We start from the raw sequence: 17182 nt of genomic DNA on the forward strand, positions 1-17182 counted from the left end.
AATTCAATGAAAAGCGTAATTTTTTCTATGAATAAAGATTAAAAAATTTAATTTTGGCAGCTTAAATTCAATCACAACAACACACAAATCATAAAAAAAGCATCTTAATTTATAAAATACATATTTTAAGCGTTAATTAATTACACTTAAAGTCTTTTATATGTTAATTTTATGTTTATTTTTATGCGAAATTTATTTTTTAGATCCATGAAAAAGTCTATTAAGCAATCTCAATTGTTTATAATTTTTATCTTATTTCCTTTAAGCATCATTGCTCAAAAACAAACGAATAATTGGTATTTTGGAAAAAATGCTGGAATCACATTTAATACAAATCCTCCCTCTGCTTTGACAGATGGTCAATTAGATACTTGGGAAGGATGTGCAAGTATTTCTGATATTTCTGGAAATTTATTGTTCTATACAGATGGTTCGACAATTTACAATAAAAGTCATACTGTAATGCCTCATGGAACTGGCTTAATGGGAGATGCTTCTAGTTCACAATCTGCGATTATTATTCCACACCCAACATCTTTAAATTTATTTTATGTATTTACTGTTCCGGCTTCCACTACAGAAGGATTGAGATATTCTCTTATTGATATGACTTTAGATGGAGGTTTAGGAGATGTAAATCCGAGTGAAAAAAATGTTCTTTTGAATGAAAATGCAATGGAGAAAATTACTGCAATTTATAATCCTGATAAAAATGAATATTGGGTTATTTCCCCTCAAAGATATTCAAATAAAATTTTAGTATATAATATTAGTAATACTGGAGTAAATATGACACCTGTTGAGAGTATTTGTAGTACATTAATGGAGTCTTTTAATCAGTCTGTAGGATATTTGAAAATTGCTCCAAATAGTAAAAAAGTTGCAATGACTTTAGGTGTGGATGGAATTAAATTATTTGATTTTGATAGAGATACAGGAGTATTATCTGACGAAATTACAATTCCGAATGTTTCTTTTTTTATTATGCCTTATGGATTAGAATTTTCTCCAAACAGTAAACTTTTATATGTTTCTTATTGGAATAATCAAGGAATTGATCAATTTAATGTTTCTTTAAACACACAAGAACAAATTTTAGATTCAAGAGAAACTATTGCAATGGGAACTACACATCATTTTGCATGTTTACAATTAGGTCCAGATCAAAAAATTTATATTGCAAGTGATAATTCTGAATATTTAGATGTTATAAATAATCCAAATCAAACAGGAATCAATTCTGATTTTCAATTAAATGCAATAAATTTAGGTGGGAAAATTTGTTCAAGTGGACTCCCTTCTTTTATTCAATCTTATTTTGAATTACCAATGATTGAATTAGACAATTATTGCTTTGAAGAGGAAGCTAATTTTTGGATTGAATATATTTATGATACTGAAAATCATCAATGGGATTTTGGTGATCCAAGTTCCCCAACTAATTTTTCTACAGAAGAAAATCCAATCCATACTTTTAGTAATCCAGGAACATATCAAGTAAAAGTTTCATTTACAATTCAAGGACTTCCTTATACATATACTAAAGACATAATTATTTATGAAACTCCCGAGATTACAGAAATCGAGGATATTGAAATTTGTGTGAATAAAAATGAAGCTAGCTTTTTTTACACTTCAGAAATTGAATTAGCACTTTTAAATGGACAAGAAAATATCACAATCTCTTATTTCGATGAAGAAGGAAATCAATTACCTTCACCACTTCCAAATCCTTTTGAATCTGAAACCCAAACAATTACTGCAATTTTATATAATAATTTAAATGAAAAATGTTCTTCAGAAACTTCTTTTGAATTAATATCTTATGAAAATCCTAGTATTGAATCGATACCTAATATGGATTTATGCATCACAAATAATGAACTTATTGAGTTTGATATAGTAGATTACATAGAACCTTATTTAAACTCTTATTTTGAAAATCCTTTTGAAATAAGTTATTTTTTAAATCCTGAAAATGCATTAAATAATATAGGAAACATTTCTCCTATTATTCATGTAAATCAAGAACAAGCAGTTTATATTCGAATTGAAAATACCATATCTAATTGTTTTGTTATTACTTCTTTTTTAATAAAAACTTATGAATCACCAATTTTAAAAGAAGATGTAATATTTGAATTTTGTGATGATGATTTAGATGGTCTTATAAATTTTGAATTACATAATTTAAATAATTCTTTACTTGAAAATGAAGATATTTCTAATATGCAAATAACTTATCATTTAACTCTTCAAAATGCTGAAACAGCAACTGGAAATCTGCCTTCAAATTTTACAACAACAGAAAATTCTCAAATGTTATTTGTTAGAGCTGAAAATATAGAAAATCCAAATTGTTTTTCTATTTCCTATTTCTTTGTGGAAGCAAATGAAAAGCCTATTTTAGAAATGGAAGATTCTTATATCATTTGTAATAATGATACTTTAAATTTAGAAATTCCTGATGTATATGATAATTATCTTTGGTCAACTGGAAGTACAGAAAATACAATTGAAATTACAGAAGAAGGAACTTATACAGTTTCAGTTTGGAATGACATTTCTTTTGATGAAAAGTGTGAAACTACTAAAACATTTGAAGTAATTCATTCTGAATATGCGAAACTTCAAGAAATCAAAACACAGGATTGGTCAATTAATAAAAATAGTATAGAAATTTTAGTTTCTGGAAATGGAAATTATGAATATTCTATTGATGGAGAAAATTTTTATGACGATAATGAATTTTCAGATTTATTGGTAGATGATTATACAATTTATGTAAGAGATAAAAATGGTTGTGGACTTATTTCTGATGAAGTTTTTTTAATTTTTTATCCATCTTATTTTACGCCAAATGGCGATGGTATTCATGATTTTTGGCAAATTTATAATAATAAAGAATTAAAGAAATGTAATCTTTATATTTATGATCGCTTCGGAAAATTAATTGAAAAAATATATCCAAGAGGAAAAGGTTGGGATGGAACAAAAAATGGTATTCCACTTCCAGCTTCTGATTATTGGTTTTTATTTGAAAAAGAAGGAAAAAAATATAGAGGGAATTTTACTTTAAAAAGATAAAAAAATAAAAAGGTTGTCACGAAAAATGACAACCTTTTTTTGGTTAAAATTTAGTTAGTTGATTTAAAGTCTAATCTTCTAAATCTCTCAATTTGGTTACGCATTCTATTTAGCAACTTGCGTTCCATAATTTTCACTTTTTAAATATTTTTTCAAGAATTACAGTATCTAGAATCAGATTAAATTAAGCCATTATAAAAATCTCAAAATAAATTTACAGAAATAAAAAACTTTGAATTTTAAGTTTATTTTTTGAAGAAATTAAAATTATTTTAACATTTAAAATAATTCAACGAACAAATGTTAAAGTTTCTAATTTCAATTTATTGCAAGAATATATTTTAACTAAAAATAAAAAAGGTTGCCACTATCAAGTAGGCAACCTTTCTCGGTTAATTTGGGTTAGTTTATATTGAAGTTTAAAACTTCGGTATTTTAATTCGTTAATTGAAATGGAATTTAGCAATTTGCATTCCATAATTTGAATCTTAATTCCTTTTTTTAAAAAAATAAAATTTATAAAAAATAACTTCCTGATTTCCTTCTATTTTTGAATTAAAAATATTTTTAATTCTATGATTTAATTTTAATTTTTTTAATAGGTGTTGTTTAAAATTAAAAAAGCAACATTTTACAAATATTCATTATTTTTTAGCAAATATATTAACATTTTACAAATTCAAACGAATTTAAATTTAAATATTTGTATATTTTTTAGATATTTCGTTCTCACTTCGATATAAATAAAAAAGAAAAGACTTCAATAATTATTGATTTATTTCATTTCATTGAATTAAACATAAAAATTTAATTATCTAAAAAAGAAAAGCAGATAAGATTATTTCTTATCTGCTTCATATTTTTATATCAAATAATTAATCTTATTTCTTCAAATATTGAGGAAATTTTGCTTTAAATTCATTTAATCTTGGAATTGAAACTCTTCTTACATATGGATTATCTGGATGATTCACCACATAATTTTGGTGATATGCTTCAGCTTTATAAAACTTTTCAAAAGGTTCTACTTCCGTTACGATTTTCCCATGATAAGTAGTTCTATTCAATTCTTTAATCACTTTTTCAATGATTTGCTTTTGTTTTGGATTTTCATAAAAAGCGATAGAACGATATTGTTTTCCGATATCTGGTCCTTGACGATTTAAAGTTGTTGGATCTTGTGAACCAAAGAAAACTCGAACTAAAGTTTCAAAACTCACAACAGTTGGATCATACACAACCTCAACTGCCTCAGCATAATCTGTCAAACCTGCTCCTACTTGCTGATATGTTGGATTCGATTTTGTTCCTCCAGAATATCCAGCATAAGCTTCTTTCACACCATCTACACTTTCAAACACAGCTTCCACACACCAAAAACAACCAGCAGCAAAATAAGCAACAGTTTCTCCTTTTTTAACTTCAGTTATTTCAGTATTTACTGGTGTATCTCTTTCTGTTGTTTTTAATAAAAGCTTTTTTCCAAAAACAGTTCCACTTAATATGATTAAAATTGTTAATATCCAATATTTATTATTCAACTTCATAAATCTTAAATTTAATGTTCTTTTTCAATAGTCGAAAAAATACAATTCAAATAACATTTTTTTGAAAAATTTCTTCATTATTCTACCTAATTTACTAAATTAGAATAGAAAAGAATGTTATGTTTATCGTAAAATTCTTAAGAAGAAAGTCATTTGGTTTTCACTAACGAAAATCATACATTTGCGAACTAAATAATTAAAGATTAAATGGAACATTTTATAGTATCTGCACGTAAATATAGACCTCAAACTTTTGAAGATGTTGTGGGGCAACAAGCAATTACAAATACACTAGAAAATTCTATAAAAAACAACCATTTAGCACAAGCTTTATTATTTACAGGACCTCGTGGAGTTGGAAAAACTACTTGCGCTAGAATTTTAGCAAAGAGAATTAACGAACAATCAAGTACAGATACTGATGAAGATTTTACTTTCAATATTTTTGAATTAGATGCTGCTTCGAACAATTCAGTGGATGATATTCGTAATTTGACAGATCAAGTTCGAATTCCACCACAAGTTGGAAAATATAAAGTGTATATTATTGACGAGGTTCATATGTTATCGCAAGCTGCTTTTAATGCCTTCTTAAAAACATTAGAAGAACCGCCAGCACACGCGATTTTTATTTTAGCTACAACAGAAAAACATAAAATTATTCCTACAATTCTTTCTAGATGTCAAATTTTCGATTTTAAACGAATCGGAATTGCAGATGCAAAGAATTATTTAAAATCTATTGCAGAAAAAGAAGGAGTTTCCGCAGAAGATGATGCTTTACATATCATTGCTCAAAAAGCAGATGGAGCAATGCGTGATGCACTTTCTATTTATGATAGAGTTGTTAGTTTTTCTGGAAATAACTTAACAAGAGAAGCAGCTTCCGAAAGTTTAAATGTTTTAGATTACGCTGTTTATTTTTCAATTACGGAGAAAATTTTAGAACATAAAATCCCTGAACTTTTAGTAGAATATAATACAGTTTTAAGTAAAGGTTTTGAAGGAAATCATTTTATTTCTGGTTTGGCTTCTCATTTTAGAGATTTATTAGTTGCTAAAGATGCGGTAACACTTCAATTATTAGAAGTTGGAGAAAACACGAAAGAGAAATATAAAGAACAAGCGCAGAAATGTGATACTTCGTTTTTGTTACAAGCAATCGATTTAGCTACAAAATGTGAATTGAATTATAAAAACAGTAAAAATCAACGATTGTTGGTCGAACTTTGTTTGATGCAGCTAGCCTCAATTAATTTTGGAGGCGAAAAAAAAAAATAAGCAATTCATAATTCCTTCTTCTTATTTTAAACAAGTTGCGGATAAATTATTTTCACAACAACCAAAAGAAAGAATTCAACAAAAACAAGTGGAAACACCTCCACAAGTGGAAAAAATTAGTATAGACAAACCTAAAACGCCACCTGTAGAAGTTTCTAAACCTGCGGATGCTTCTGTTGCAACAAGAAGAAGACGAAACTCTGGATTATCTTTAAAGAGCTTACAAGTGGAAACGGTAGCTTCTACTAAAAAAGAAGATGTTTCTATCATGGAAGATGTTTCTACAATGCCAAAAACAGAATTTTCAGATGCTGAATTACAACATTTTTGGAGACTTTATGTAGAGCAATTAATGAAAAGAGGAGAAAAAATTATCGCTTCGATTATTAATGCAGATACACCAACTGTAGAAAATTCATTAATTAAAATTACACTTCCAAATGACATGATGAAAGCAGAAATGCTTCGTCATAGACCAAAACTTTTAGCATTTTTAAAAGAAAAATTAAATAATTATCATATTGATTTGGATGTAAATGTGAACGAACAAGTAGTTAAAAAGTTCGCATACACACCTTTAGAGAAATATAAAAAGTTACGAGAAAAAAATAGTGTTTTGGATTTATTAAGAACAAAATTTGACTTAGATTTATAAGACTAAAAATTAATAAACATTTTTTTATATTTACCCTAATACTAATAACTAAAAAAACAATAATTTGGATATAAATAATTTTATTCTCTCTCTTATTGGGTTTTTGATAATTGCTATTTCAGCAAACCAAATTTCAAAATACTTTCAAAAAATAAAATTTCCTATTATAACAGGTTTAATCATCTCAGGAATCATTGCAGGTTCTTCGATGTTAAATTTTATTACTACAACTACTGTAAATCGTTTAAACTTCTTAAATGAAATCGCTTTAGCAATTATTGCATTTTCTGCTGGATCCGAACTTTATTTGGATGATTTAAGAAGTCGAATAAATAGTATTAAATGGATGACTATTGGACAACTTGTGATTACATTTGTCTTGAGTTCGATTGCAATTTATATGCTCACCGAATATATTCCATTTATGCAAGATATGAATACGCTATCAAAAATTGCAGTTGCGATTTTATTTGGAACCATTTTCGTGGCGCGTTCTCCTTCATCTGCTGTTGCCGTTATAAATGAAATGCGAGCCAATGGTCCTTTTACTAAAACTGTAATGGGAGTAACTGTTGTAAAAGATGTTCTTGTAATTATTCTTTTCGCTATCTGTTTTTCTATTGCAAAAGCTTTTATTAATGGCGATGAGATTGGATTCTTATTTATGGTAATTTTACTTCTAGAACTTCTAGTTTCTTTTGCTTTTGGAATTGTTCTTGGAAAAATTCTTCAAATTCCTTTTTCTTTAAAAATTAATAATAAAGTAAAAGCAGTTATCATTACAATTCTAGGTTATGGAGTTTATGTTTTTAGTCATTTTATAAAAGATACGACAGAACAATATTTCGAACATGGATTTGTTTTAGAACCTCTTTTAGTTTGTATTATTGGAAGTTTTGTACTTACAAATTATAGTAAACATAGAATAGAATTCGCAGAAATTATAGAAGAAATTAGCCCAATTATTTATATTGTTTTCTTCACATTAACTGGAGCTTCACTTGAAATAAAAACATTATTAAACGTTTTTGGTATCGCAGTTGTTTTATTCTTAGTAAGATTAGGAACAATGTTTATCGCAGGAATCTTTGGAGTTTATTTAGCAAAAGATCCAAAAGAATATCGATTTATTGCTTGGATGCCTTATTTAACACAAGCTGGAGTTGCTTTAGGTTTAGCTACCATTATTTCGCATGAATTTCCAACTTGGGGACATGAATTTGAAACAATTATTATTGCAATTATTGTAATTAATCAATTATTAGGTCCTCCTCTATTCAAATGGTCTTTGAATTTCGTAAAAGAAAGCCATCTAAGAGCAAAAGTTCCAGAATTTGATGGAAACCGTGACGCATTAATTTTTGGTTTAGAAAGTCAATCTATTGCGCTTGCACAACAATTAGTCAAAAATAAATGGTCAGCAAGAATTGCAACGTTAGATTCTAGTAAAGAAATTTCGGAAAATGAAGCTTATGAAATCAAAAAAATAGATGAAATAAGTTTAGAAACTCTAAATAAATTAAAATTAGATAAAACTGAAGTTGTTGTTTTAATGTTATCCGATTCCCAAAATTATAAACTTGCAGAATTGATTTATGAGAACATTGGTACAAAAGATATCATTGTCAGATTAAATAAAAGAGATAACTTTGACAAATTCCATAAACTTGGTGCAATTATTATTGAACCTACAACAGCAATGGTTAGTTTATTAGACCATTTTGTTCGTTCTCCAAATGCTGCATCACTTCTTTTAGGAATGGATGAAGGTCAGGATTCTATGGATATTGAAATTCGCAACAATGATATTCATGGTATGCGTTTACGAGAATTACGTCTTCCTACAGATATTTTGGTTTTATCTGTTAAAAGAAATAATCAATTAATTGTATCTCATGGATACACAAGGCTTCGAATTGGTGATATTATGACACTTGTTGGAGCAAAGGAAAGTTTAGAAGCTGTTAAATTAAAATTTGAGAATTAAAAATGTTAGGTTTAAAATTACCAACAGATCCAAGATGGGCAAATATTGCCGAAAAAAATATTGAAGAAATATTAATTGATCATGCATTTTGTGAGCAAAAAGCTGCATCTACAGCAATTTCTTTAATTGTAAGTTTCCCAGAATATACAGAATTAGTAACTGAAATGGTTGCTTTAACTCGTGAAGAAATGGGACATTTTAAAATGGTTCATGATCGATTAATCAAAATGGGAATTCCATTAGGTAGAGATCGAAAAGATGAATATGTTTTAAAATTAGTAACTTTCTTTCCAAAAGGTGGAAGCAGAACAGATCAATTAGTTCATAGATTATTGTATGCAGCTTTAATTGAAGCTAGAAGCTGTGAAAGATTTCGATTATTATCTGAAAAATTAGAAGATAAAGATTTAGCTAAATTTTATAGAGATTTAATGATTTCAGAAGCAAATCATTATACGATGTTTTTAAAATTTGCTAGACAATATGGTAATCGTGAAGAAGTAGATAAAAAATGGGAAGATTTACTAGTTTTTGAAGCAGAAATCATGAAAGATTTAGGAAAAAAAGAAACTGTTCACGGATAGTTTTTAAAATAATATAAATAAAGAAACAGTAATCAAAAATGATTCTGTTTTTTTTGTTTATACATTAAATTTAAGTCGAAATTTAATTCTAAAAAAAAGGCTATTTCAAAATAAGAAATAGCCTTCTAGGGAGATTAATTTATTTAAAATTACTGCGGAGGCATCGGCAATCCATAAAGAATTTGCTGATTCATACTATTGATTAAATTTGAAATAAAACCTGTTGTATAAGCCAAGGCAGGCGGTGTATTTGTATATTTGATAGCTACAATTTTACCTTTAGAATCGGTTTTTATTTTTCCTTTAATTAAATAACTTGGAGCAAAACCAAATTTTGTAGGAAATGTATAATAACCTTCGAAGCTAGTCAAAGTACCTAAATCCATATAGTAGCTTATTTGCATTCCATATTCGATACAAGTATTATCGTAGCAAAATGTATCAGAGATATTGATAAATTCCATTCCAGGAGGCGTAATAATATCATCTGAATTGTCTAGTTGTGCAAAGCTTGAAAAAGTTCCAACTAGAAAGATTGTTATAAAGCTTAATAATAAATTTTTCATTTAGAATTGAATCAGTGTTTTACCAAGTTTTTTTATCTCCTAAAGTAATTTTACTATTTAAACTTTTCATTAATCCTAACTGAAACCATTTTTGTTGTGCAATTCCAAACACATTTCCAGAATAGTTAATTCCAACAATTACTCCTCCTCCATCAATGAAAGTTCCTGCAATTGGAAATTCTGCTGGTAAACTAATATCTCCTGTTGTATAAGAATAATGTCCACTAAATCCAATAAATTTTTCATTGATAACATCTACTGTAACTTTTAAATTATAATAAACAGTAATTTCTCCATAAGCAAAAGAACCGTTTACAAATTGGCAAGAATATTCTGGAATTCCAATTTCTCCACAATCACAACAACCTAAGTCATCACCTATTGAAATTTGAGCGTTAGATGAAATAGTTGATACTAAGAAAATTGCGAAAAAGCTGAATACTAAATTTTTCATTTTTTTAATTTTTGTTTGATTGTTAATTAATAAATAAAGTATATTTTTTTGTTATATATACTTGTTTTAACATCAGTTAATTTATAATTGACGTTTTTTAACAATAATCGATTATTATCTTTACCAAAATTTTGTAACCCTAAGTAAACAAATAATTTCCAATAAAACTTCTATTTTTCAACCAATTAATTATACTTTTTTACCATTTTATTATGTTAATTTTCTATCAGTTCTTTCACAACCCTTATTATAAAAGGACTTTTAATTTAAACACCTAAAAATAGTCATTGAAAAAAAATTAATTACATTGCGAAAAATTAGAGAAAAAGCACATGGAACGCATATCCTTAAACGAGATAAAATCTTGGAGAAATCAACTTTTTGAAGAATTTCCTTTTCTAGAAAAAAGAATTTATAATGCTACAAAAGAATATACAGAAAACACCAAAGGTCTATTTGATGAATTATTGAAATTTTTAGCTCTTGTTGGAACCTATGATGCAAAATTAACCCCAACTTTAGCTATTGATTATGCTTGGCATGAGTTTATTTTATTCACAAAACTGTACGATTCTTTTTGTAGAGAAAAATTTAATCGTTTTATTCATCATAATCCAGATGAGAATAAACAGTCAAATGCAAACAATTTCAAGAAAACTATACAATTATATATATTAACTTTCGGAGAACCAAATGCGGAAATTTGGGGAAATTATGCAATTTCTGAATGGAATTCTGCACAATGTGGTTCTTGCGAAGCAAACTAAAAAAACTATGTACTTTGAAGCAATTATAACAATTGACCCTTCACAAATGACAAAAATTGAAAGAGTCAAACCTACAAAAGCTTTTAAAAAAATACTTTATTTCCTTACAGCAGGAAAAAGTAGTGAACAAGAAGAACAAGAAACTTTTACAGCAGTTTCTATTTTACAGCAACTTTTTAAAGTTTGTAAGCACCAAAATATCAACAATATTATTCGTCTTTCACATGATGACATTGATTTTTACAATGATACAGAAGGAAAAAAAGATGATTTAAAAGACGCCTTAAGTCATTATGATTTATCAATCGATCTATCGATGTCTGAATATTTCAAAAAACTATCGATGGTTTTAGAACATGAGGATGCTACATTTAAATATTTATTAGATTTCAATATTTTCAAAAATCACAAAGTCGGTGCACATCCAATTGAAATTAAAATCAACGCTTTTTTAAAAGATTTTAAAGCTTCTCAAGAAACAAGTGAAGAAATTAAAGAAAAATTCCAAAATCGATTTTCTTCTCAAGAAGCTTTAAATCAATTTAAAATGGAAAAACATTCTTTATTTGAAACTTTTATTAATGAGTTTAAATATAGTATTAATAGAAACATGCATGTTGATGCAGTTGAATCAAATATTTTATCAAAAGTTGTGGTTCCTAAAAAGAAGTACAATTCGAAAATGGAATTTGAAAGTGATATCTATGATTATGATTATTATCCTTCTTATTATTCATATCATGGATTTGATTCTTTTCTTTTTTACACAATGGCTTGGTCTTCTTTTAATCATGAACATTCTTACGAATTTACAGATACACATTTTGAAAATGAAACTGGTGAAGTATTAGGTTATGGAGAAAGTATAGACAGTTCTTCTTCATTTTTTAGCGATTCGGAATCTGTCGATGAAAATTGCAATGATGAAAGTACTTTTAGTGGTTTTGACAATTCTTCTTCTGATAGTTCTGGAGAAGAATATTCAACTGTAGAAAGTGGAGGAAGCTGGTTTGATTCATTTTCTTCGTCTGATAGCTCTGATTCTTCTGATTCAGGTTCTTCTTGCAGTTCATGCTCTTCTTGTAGCTCTTGCAGTTCGTGTAGTTCATGTTCTTCTTGCAGTTCCTAATCTAAAACATTTATAAGAAATAAAAAAACCTCCCACAAAATATGGGAGGTTTTAAGTAATATTAAGTTTTTTATTATTGTATTACAACCTTTTTACTGTAAGATTTTTTGTCTGAATTTACATTTAAAATATAGTTTCCAGAATTTAAATCAGTAACAGGAATATTGATGGAATTCTTATTAGATACTTCTAATTGTTTTACAACTTTTCCTAAAATATCTGTTAGAATTACTTTATAAGTTCCTCTTTCATTAAAAGTAATATTTAAGTTTTCATGTACAGGATTTGGGAACACATTAAAACTTTCAAAAGTAAACTCATCATTACTTAATTCTCCTTCTTCTGCTTGACGAACCTCAACATTATCAATTACTACAGTAAAATTATCCGCAGAATCGAAATGTCTAAAAGTTAAATAAACCATTCCTCCTGCATGAGAAGAAATATCCATAACTTCTGTTTGAAGACCATAATCTTCAAATGTTTTTTCAAAAATAGGTGTTTCGTTTACAATCTCATTTGGATCATTTGTTGTTGTTAAATAAACGCCAAAATGATCATCAACATATTGTGGCTCTGATTCTTCAATTGTTCCATAATCAAATTTTAAAACAATTGTACCAGTCGCATTTGTAAGATCAATTCCAATAGAAGTAATCAAATTATCTGGATCTAATGATGTTCCATCTCCTGTTTCACCTTCTGCTGGTGCTTTCCAAGAAAAGGAAACTAAAGATTGAGAACCGAATTCTGAAGCTGTTGTGTTATTTTGATATCCTAACATATCAACAATTCCCCAGTTTTCTCCATCTCCATCTCTGTCTGTCACTCCCCATTTATCAACAGTATCTTCACTATCAAAATTATCTGAAAAATAAGTTTCTTGTGCTTGTGTTAGCTGTGTACACATTAAAGAAAATGCAATAATTGAAGTAATTTTTTTAATCATATAGTTTCATTTTTTAGTTTTACTGACTAAATCTATTATTTTTTAACAAAATAATTAAAAATTACATCTATTATTTAACAATTTAATATTATTTGTTTAATAAAGCACGATTAATATTTTTAATTAAGCGTGGTCCTTCATAAATAAATCCTGTATACACTTGAACTAAATCTGCTCCAGCTTCTATTTTTTCTAAAGCGTCTTCCGCAGAATGAATTCCTCCAACTCCAATAATTGGAAAAGCCTTATTCGATTTTTCTGCTAAATATTTAATCACTTTTGTACTTCTATCTTTAACTGGTTTTCCGCTTAATCCCCCATTTCCTATATTTTGTAACATATCTTCTGAAGCTTTTAAACCTTCACGGTTTACGCTCGTATTTGAAGCAATAACTCCATCAATTTTTGTAATTGCAACTAATTCTATAATTTCATCTAATTGAATTGTATTTAAATCTGGAGCAATTTTTAATAGAATTGGTTTTTGTTTATCAAAACTTTTATTAATCTTTTGAAGCTCTGTAAGTAATTCTTCTTGATAATCTTTATCTTGAAGTTTTGCCATACTTCCAACATTCGGACAACTTACATTTACTACAAAATAATCTACATAAGGATGTAATTCTTTAAATGTTAGTTTATAATCTTCAATCACTAAATTTTGTGGAGTTGCAGTATTTTTTCCAATATTTCCACCAATGATAATTTTTCCTTTATTCTTTTTTAATTGCTCAATTGCTGCTTTTACTCCTTCATTATTAAACCCCATTCGATTAATCAATCCTTGATCATCTTTTAAACGAAATAATCGTTTTTTAGGATTTCCAACTTGTGCTTTTGGCGTTACAGTTCCAATTTCTACAAACCCAAATCCGAAATCTGCCAATTCATTATATAAAACTGCATTTTTATCAAAACCAGCAGCAAGTCCAACAGGATTTTTAAATTTTAAACCAAATAATTCTCTTTCTAATCTTTTATCATTTACTTGATATCTCGAACGTAAACAAGCTGAAACTCCAGGGATTTTAGAAGTTGTTTTGATAAATGAAAATGTAAAATGATGAATTTTCTCTGGGTCAAATGAAAATAAAATTGGTCTAATTAGAGATTTGTACATTGTGTTATAGTTTAGTTGTGTGTTTTATTTAATACTTTAAAAGTTCTTGAAAAGGATCTCCTTTTATGTTTAATAATTTTGCAAATGCAGGTTCTGTTTTAAATCCTTTTTTCTTTAAATCAATAATTTTAAGTCGAAATTCTTCTCCTTTTTCTTCTAAAATTCTTGCTTCTGTAAGCATATGCAAATATCCATATTGTTTGTTAGTCGGAATTTTTTGTCCAAAAATTTCAAACTGAAAATTTTCCAATTCAAAATTTGAAATAATTGCTTTTTCAAAAAATTTATTACTTTCTTTTATTTTAAAATTATTCAGATTTCCAAAAAGTTTTTCAATTATCTCTTTAAAAATTATTTCATTTTGAAATTCACAAATAATATCTAAATCACTATTTTCTGTATCAATTTGAATTGGAATCGTTCCAACTAAAATAGGATGATATGAATTTAATTTTTCAAATATTTGATATTGATTTAAAATTTGATAAACCCTTTTTTGTTTTGGATTTCCATTTTTTAAATAATTCAAATTTGTAAAATCTATTTGCATCTTTTTAGTTTTAAAAAAAAGCCTTTAGAATTAAATCTAAAGGCTCTCAAATAATTTATCTTAACGTGGCTCCCACATTCTTTTCAAAAGTTGTTTGTAGTCGTTGCATAATCTTATCGATTTGTTTATCGTTAAGCGTTTTGTTCTCATCCTGTAATAAGAAACTTACTGCATAAGACTTTTTATTTTCTGGTAATTTATCTCCTTCGTAAACATCAAATAAATCAACTTCTTTTAATAATTTTCTTTCTGCTTGGAAAGCTAAATTATAAATTTCATTGAAAGTAACTTCCGAGTCAATTAATAAAGCTAAATCACGTTTTACAGCTGGGAATTTTGGTAAAGCAACTACTTTTCGGTTTTTTCTGTTGATTAATTCTAGAATATTTTTCCAATCAAAATCAGCAAATAAAACTTCTTGTTTAATTCCGAAATCTTTTAAAATTGCTTTCTTTACAACTCCTAAATCTACTAATTTAGTTTTTCCTAAGCTTAAAGTAATTCCTTCTGAGAAATCAGAATTTTTAGTTGGAGAAACTTTTAATTTTCCAAATCCTAATTTTCCTAAAATAGAACTTACAATTCCTTTTAAATAGAAGAAATCAGATGTTTTCGCTGGATTCGTCCAAGTGTCTTTTGTTCTATTTCCTGTTACGAAAAGCGTTAAATGTTTATGTTCATTATATCCACTTTCAAATTTATGATATGTTTTTCCAAACTCGAAAAGCTTTAATGAATTGTTTTTTCTATTAATATTATAAGCAACAGATTCTAATCCTGAGAATAATAACGATTGGCGCATTACAGCTAAATCATTACTTAAAGGATTTAACATCGTTACGTTATGTTCTGAATTTAGTCTCTCTGATTTTTCAGCATATTCAGGCTTCGTTAAAGAATTTGCCATTGCTTCATGGAAACCTAAACTTACTAAAGAATCTGCAACTTTATTTTCAAATTTAACTTCATCAAATTTATCAAATGAAATAGATGCATTTAATTTATGAGAAAATTCAATATTGTTATATCCGTAAACTCTTAAAATTTCTTCGATAACATCTGCTTCTCTCTGAACATCTACTCGGTAAGCAGGAATAATTAATCCTAAACCTCCAGCTGTTTCATTGATTACTTTAATCTCTAAAGAAGCTAAAATATTTTTGATTGTGTCTTTTGGAATTTCTTGTCCAATTAAACGGTAAATATTCTCATAAGAAACAACCACTTGGAAATCTTCTATTTTTTCTGGATAATAATCTTCTACATCAGAAGAAATTTTTCCTCCAGCAATTTCCTCAATCAATAAAGCTGCTCTTTTTAAAGCATATTTCGTAATATTTGGATCAATTCCTCTTTCGAAACGGAAAGATGCATCTGTATTTAATCCGTGTCTTTTTGCAGTTTTACGAATTGAAACAGGATTAAAATAAGCACTTTCTAAGAAGATAGAAGTTGTTCCTTCTGAAACTCCAGAATTTTCTCCTCCAAAAACACCAGCAATACATAATGGGTTTGATTCTCCATCACAAATCATGATATCATCTTCATGTAATTCTCTTTCAACACCGTCTAAAGTTGTAAACTTAGTACCAGTTGGTAAGTTTTTAACAATAACTTTATTTCCTCTAATTTTTGTAGCATCAAATGCGTGAAGTGGTTGCCCTAATTCATGTAATACATAATTTGTGATATCTACTACATTATTAATTGGCGCTAATCCAATTGCTTTTAATCTATTTTGAATCCATTCAGGAGAATCTTGCACTTTTACATCTGTAATTGTAACTCCTGCATACCTTGGAACTAATTCTTTATTTTCAATTTCAATATCTGTCTTTAACACTCTTTCATCAACATGGAAAGCACTCACAGAAGGAGTAATTAATCCTGAAACCATATTTCCTTGTTGGATTAATCCAGCTCTTAAATCACGAGCTGTTCCTAAATGACTCATTGCATCTGCTCTATTTGGCGTTAAACCAATTTCAAACACATGATCAATTTCGATATTGAATACTTCAGAAGCTGGAGTTCCTGGAACTAAATTTTCTTCTAAAACCATAATTCCGTCATGACCTGAACCTAAACCTAATTCGTCTTCAGCGCAAATCATTCCTAAACTCACTTCTCCTCTTATTTTTCCTTTTTTAATTTTAAAGGCTTCTCCGTTTGGATCATACAATGTAGTTCCTACAGTTGCAACAGGCACTTTTTGACCTACAGCTACATTCGGAGCTCCACAAACAATTTGTACTGGTTCTTCTTCTCCAATATTTACAGTCGTAACACTTAATCTATCTGCATTTGGGTGTTGCTCACGAGTAAGAACTTCTCCTACAACAACTCCTTTCAAACTACCTTTGATAGATTCCACAACTTCGATTCCTTCTACTTCCAGACCTAAATCTGTAAGAAGTTCCCCTGTTTTTTCAGCGTCTAAATCAACTTGTAAAAATTGCTTTAACCAATTGTATGATATTTTCATTCTATATTTTTTATTTTTCGA

12 protein-coding genes and 1 pseudogene are annotated in these 17182 nt (G+C 27.9%); 6 read left to right on the forward strand and 7 right to left on the reverse strand.

Annotation, left to right across the window (positions count from 1 at the left end; translation table 11 throughout):
- Positions 1–207 precede the first annotated feature (207 nt).
- Positions 208–3087, forward strand: coding sequence for a T9SS type B sorting domain-containing protein (locus I1A51_RS08490; protein WP_196892993.1), 2880 nt, complete (start codon positions 208–210; stop codon positions 3085–3087).
- An 881-nt stretch (positions 3088–3968) separates the two neighbouring features.
- On the opposite strand, the gene msrA is transcribed toward I1A51_RS08490, so the two are convergent.
- Positions 3969–4634: a peptide-methionine (S)-S-oxide reductase MsrA gene (gene msrA / locus I1A51_RS08495; protein WP_196892995.1), complete on the reverse strand. Its 666-nt coding sequence runs from the start codon at positions 4632–4634 to the stop codon at positions 3969–3971.
- 207 nt (positions 4635–4841) lie between these two features.
- On the opposite strand from msrA, the pseudogene I1A51_RS08500 reads away from it, so the two are divergent.
- The 3 genes and pseudogenes from I1A51_RS08500 (at position 4842) to miaE (ending at position 9141) form a co-directional block, all read left to right on the forward strand.
- Positions 4842–6570 (forward strand): annotated as a pseudogene (locus I1A51_RS08500) (DNA polymerase III subunit gamma/tau).
- 64 nt (positions 6571–6634) lie between these two features.
- A complete protein-coding gene (locus tag I1A51_RS08505; RefSeq protein WP_196892996.1) occupies positions 6635–8557 on the forward strand; it encodes a cation:proton antiporter domain-containing protein in 1923 nt (640 codons plus the stop codon).
- A 2-nt stretch (positions 8558–8559) separates the two neighbouring features.
- A complete protein-coding gene (gene miaE, locus I1A51_RS08510) occupies positions 8560–9141 on the forward strand; it encodes a tRNA-(ms[2]io[6]A)-hydroxylase (RefSeq protein WP_196892998.1) in 582 nt (193 codons plus the stop codon).
- Between the two features lie 149 nt (positions 9142–9290).
- Here miaE and I1A51_RS08515 read toward each other — a convergent pair whose 3' ends face one another.
- Together I1A51_RS08515 and I1A51_RS08520 are read right to left on the reverse strand one after the other, a co-directional pair.
- Entirely contained in the window at positions 9291–9707 is a 417-nt protein-coding gene (locus I1A51_RS08515) for a hypothetical protein (RefSeq protein WP_196893000.1), read from the reverse strand.
- Between the two features lie 19 nt (positions 9708–9726).
- A complete protein-coding gene (locus I1A51_RS08520) occupies positions 9727–10161 on the reverse strand; it encodes a hypothetical protein (RefSeq protein ID WP_196893001.1) in 435 nt (144 codons plus the stop codon).
- Between the two features lie 332 nt (positions 10162–10493).
- Between I1A51_RS08520 and I1A51_RS08525 the strand changes: the two genes are divergently transcribed.
- The gene (locus I1A51_RS08525) at positions 10494–10928 is read left to right on the forward strand and encodes a glycine-rich domain-containing protein (protein ID WP_196893003.1); all 435 of its coding nucleotides are present in this window, start codon (positions 10494–10496) and stop codon (positions 10926–10928) included.
- A 7-nt stretch (positions 10929–10935) separates the two neighbouring features.
- Positions 10936–12057 carry a hypothetical protein gene (locus I1A51_RS08530; protein WP_196893005.1) on the forward strand — a complete coding sequence of 374 codons (1122 nt, stop codon included), beginning with the start codon at positions 10936–10938 and terminating at the stop codon, positions 12055–12057.
- A gap of 73 nt (positions 12058–12130) precedes the next feature.
- Here the strand turns inward: I1A51_RS08530 and I1A51_RS08535 are convergent, their stop codons facing one another.
- From I1A51_RS08535 to pheT, 4 genes are all read right to left on the reverse strand, one after another.
- Positions 12131–13006, reverse strand: a complete 876-nt coding sequence (locus tag I1A51_RS08535) for a T9SS-dependent choice-of-anchor J family protein (RefSeq protein WP_196893007.1) — start codon at positions 13004–13006, stop codon at positions 12131–12133.
- 88 nt (positions 13007–13094) lie between these two features.
- Positions 13095–14126, reverse strand: a complete 1032-nt coding sequence (locus I1A51_RS08540) for a quinone-dependent dihydroorotate dehydrogenase (RefSeq protein WP_196893009.1) — start codon at positions 14124–14126, stop codon at positions 13095–13097.
- Between the two features lie 28 nt (positions 14127–14154).
- Entirely contained in the window at positions 14155–14676 is a 522-nt protein-coding gene (locus tag I1A51_RS08545; RefSeq protein ID WP_196893010.1) for a DUF4269 domain-containing protein, read from the reverse strand.
- A gap of 55 nt (positions 14677–14731) precedes the next feature.
- Positions 14732–17161 (reverse strand): phenylalanine--tRNA ligase subunit beta, encoded by a 2430-nt coding sequence (pheT, locus tag I1A51_RS08550; RefSeq protein WP_196893012.1) that lies wholly within the window; start codon positions 17159–17161, stop codon positions 14732–14734.
- Positions 17162–17182: the final 21 nt, after the last annotated feature.

The organism is Aureivirga marina (genome assembly GCF_015767265.1).
GTDB lineage: Bacteria > Bacteroidota > Bacteroidia > Flavobacteriales > Flavobacteriaceae > Aureivirga > Aureivirga marina.

Bases quoted from the DNA above. Each gene is read 5' to 3' on its own strand.
- I1A51_RS08490 (WP_196892993.1), top strand. From the start codon at position 208: ATGAAAAAGTCTATTAAGCAATCTCAATTGTTTATAATTTTTATCTTA.
- msrA (WP_196892995.1), bottom strand. From the start codon at position 4,634: ATGAAGTTGAATAATAAATATTGGATATTAACAATTTTAATCATATTA.
- miaE (WP_196892998.1), top strand. From the start codon at position 8,560: ATGTTAGGTTTAAAATTACCAACAGATCCAAGATGGGCAAATATTGCC.
- I1A51_RS08515 (WP_196893000.1), bottom strand. From the start codon at position 9,707: ATGAAAAATTTATTATTAAGCTTTATAACAATCTTTCTAGTTGGAACT.
- I1A51_RS08520 (WP_196893001.1), bottom strand. From the start codon at position 10,161: ATGAAAAATTTAGTATTCAGCTTTTTCGCAATTTTCTTAGTATCAACT.
- I1A51_RS08525 (WP_196893003.1), top strand. From the start codon at position 10,494: ATGGAACGCATATCCTTAAACGAGATAAAATCTTGGAGAAATCAACTT.
- I1A51_RS08530 (WP_196893005.1), top strand. From the start codon at position 10,936: ATGTACTTTGAAGCAATTATAACAATTGACCCTTCACAAATGACAAAA.
- I1A51_RS08535 (WP_196893007.1), bottom strand. From the start codon at position 13,006: ATGATTAAAAAAATTACTTCAATTATTGCATTTTCTTTAATGTGTACA.
- I1A51_RS08540 (WP_196893009.1), bottom strand. From the start codon at position 14,126: ATGTACAAATCTCTAATTAGACCAATTTTATTTTCATTTGACCCAGAG.
- I1A51_RS08545 (WP_196893010.1), bottom strand. From the start codon at position 14,676: ATGCAAATAGATTTTACAAATTTGAATTATTTAAAAAATGGAAATCCA.
- pheT (WP_196893012.1), bottom strand. From the start codon at position 17,161: ATGAAAATATCATACAATTGGTTAAAGCAATTTTTACAAGTTGATTTA.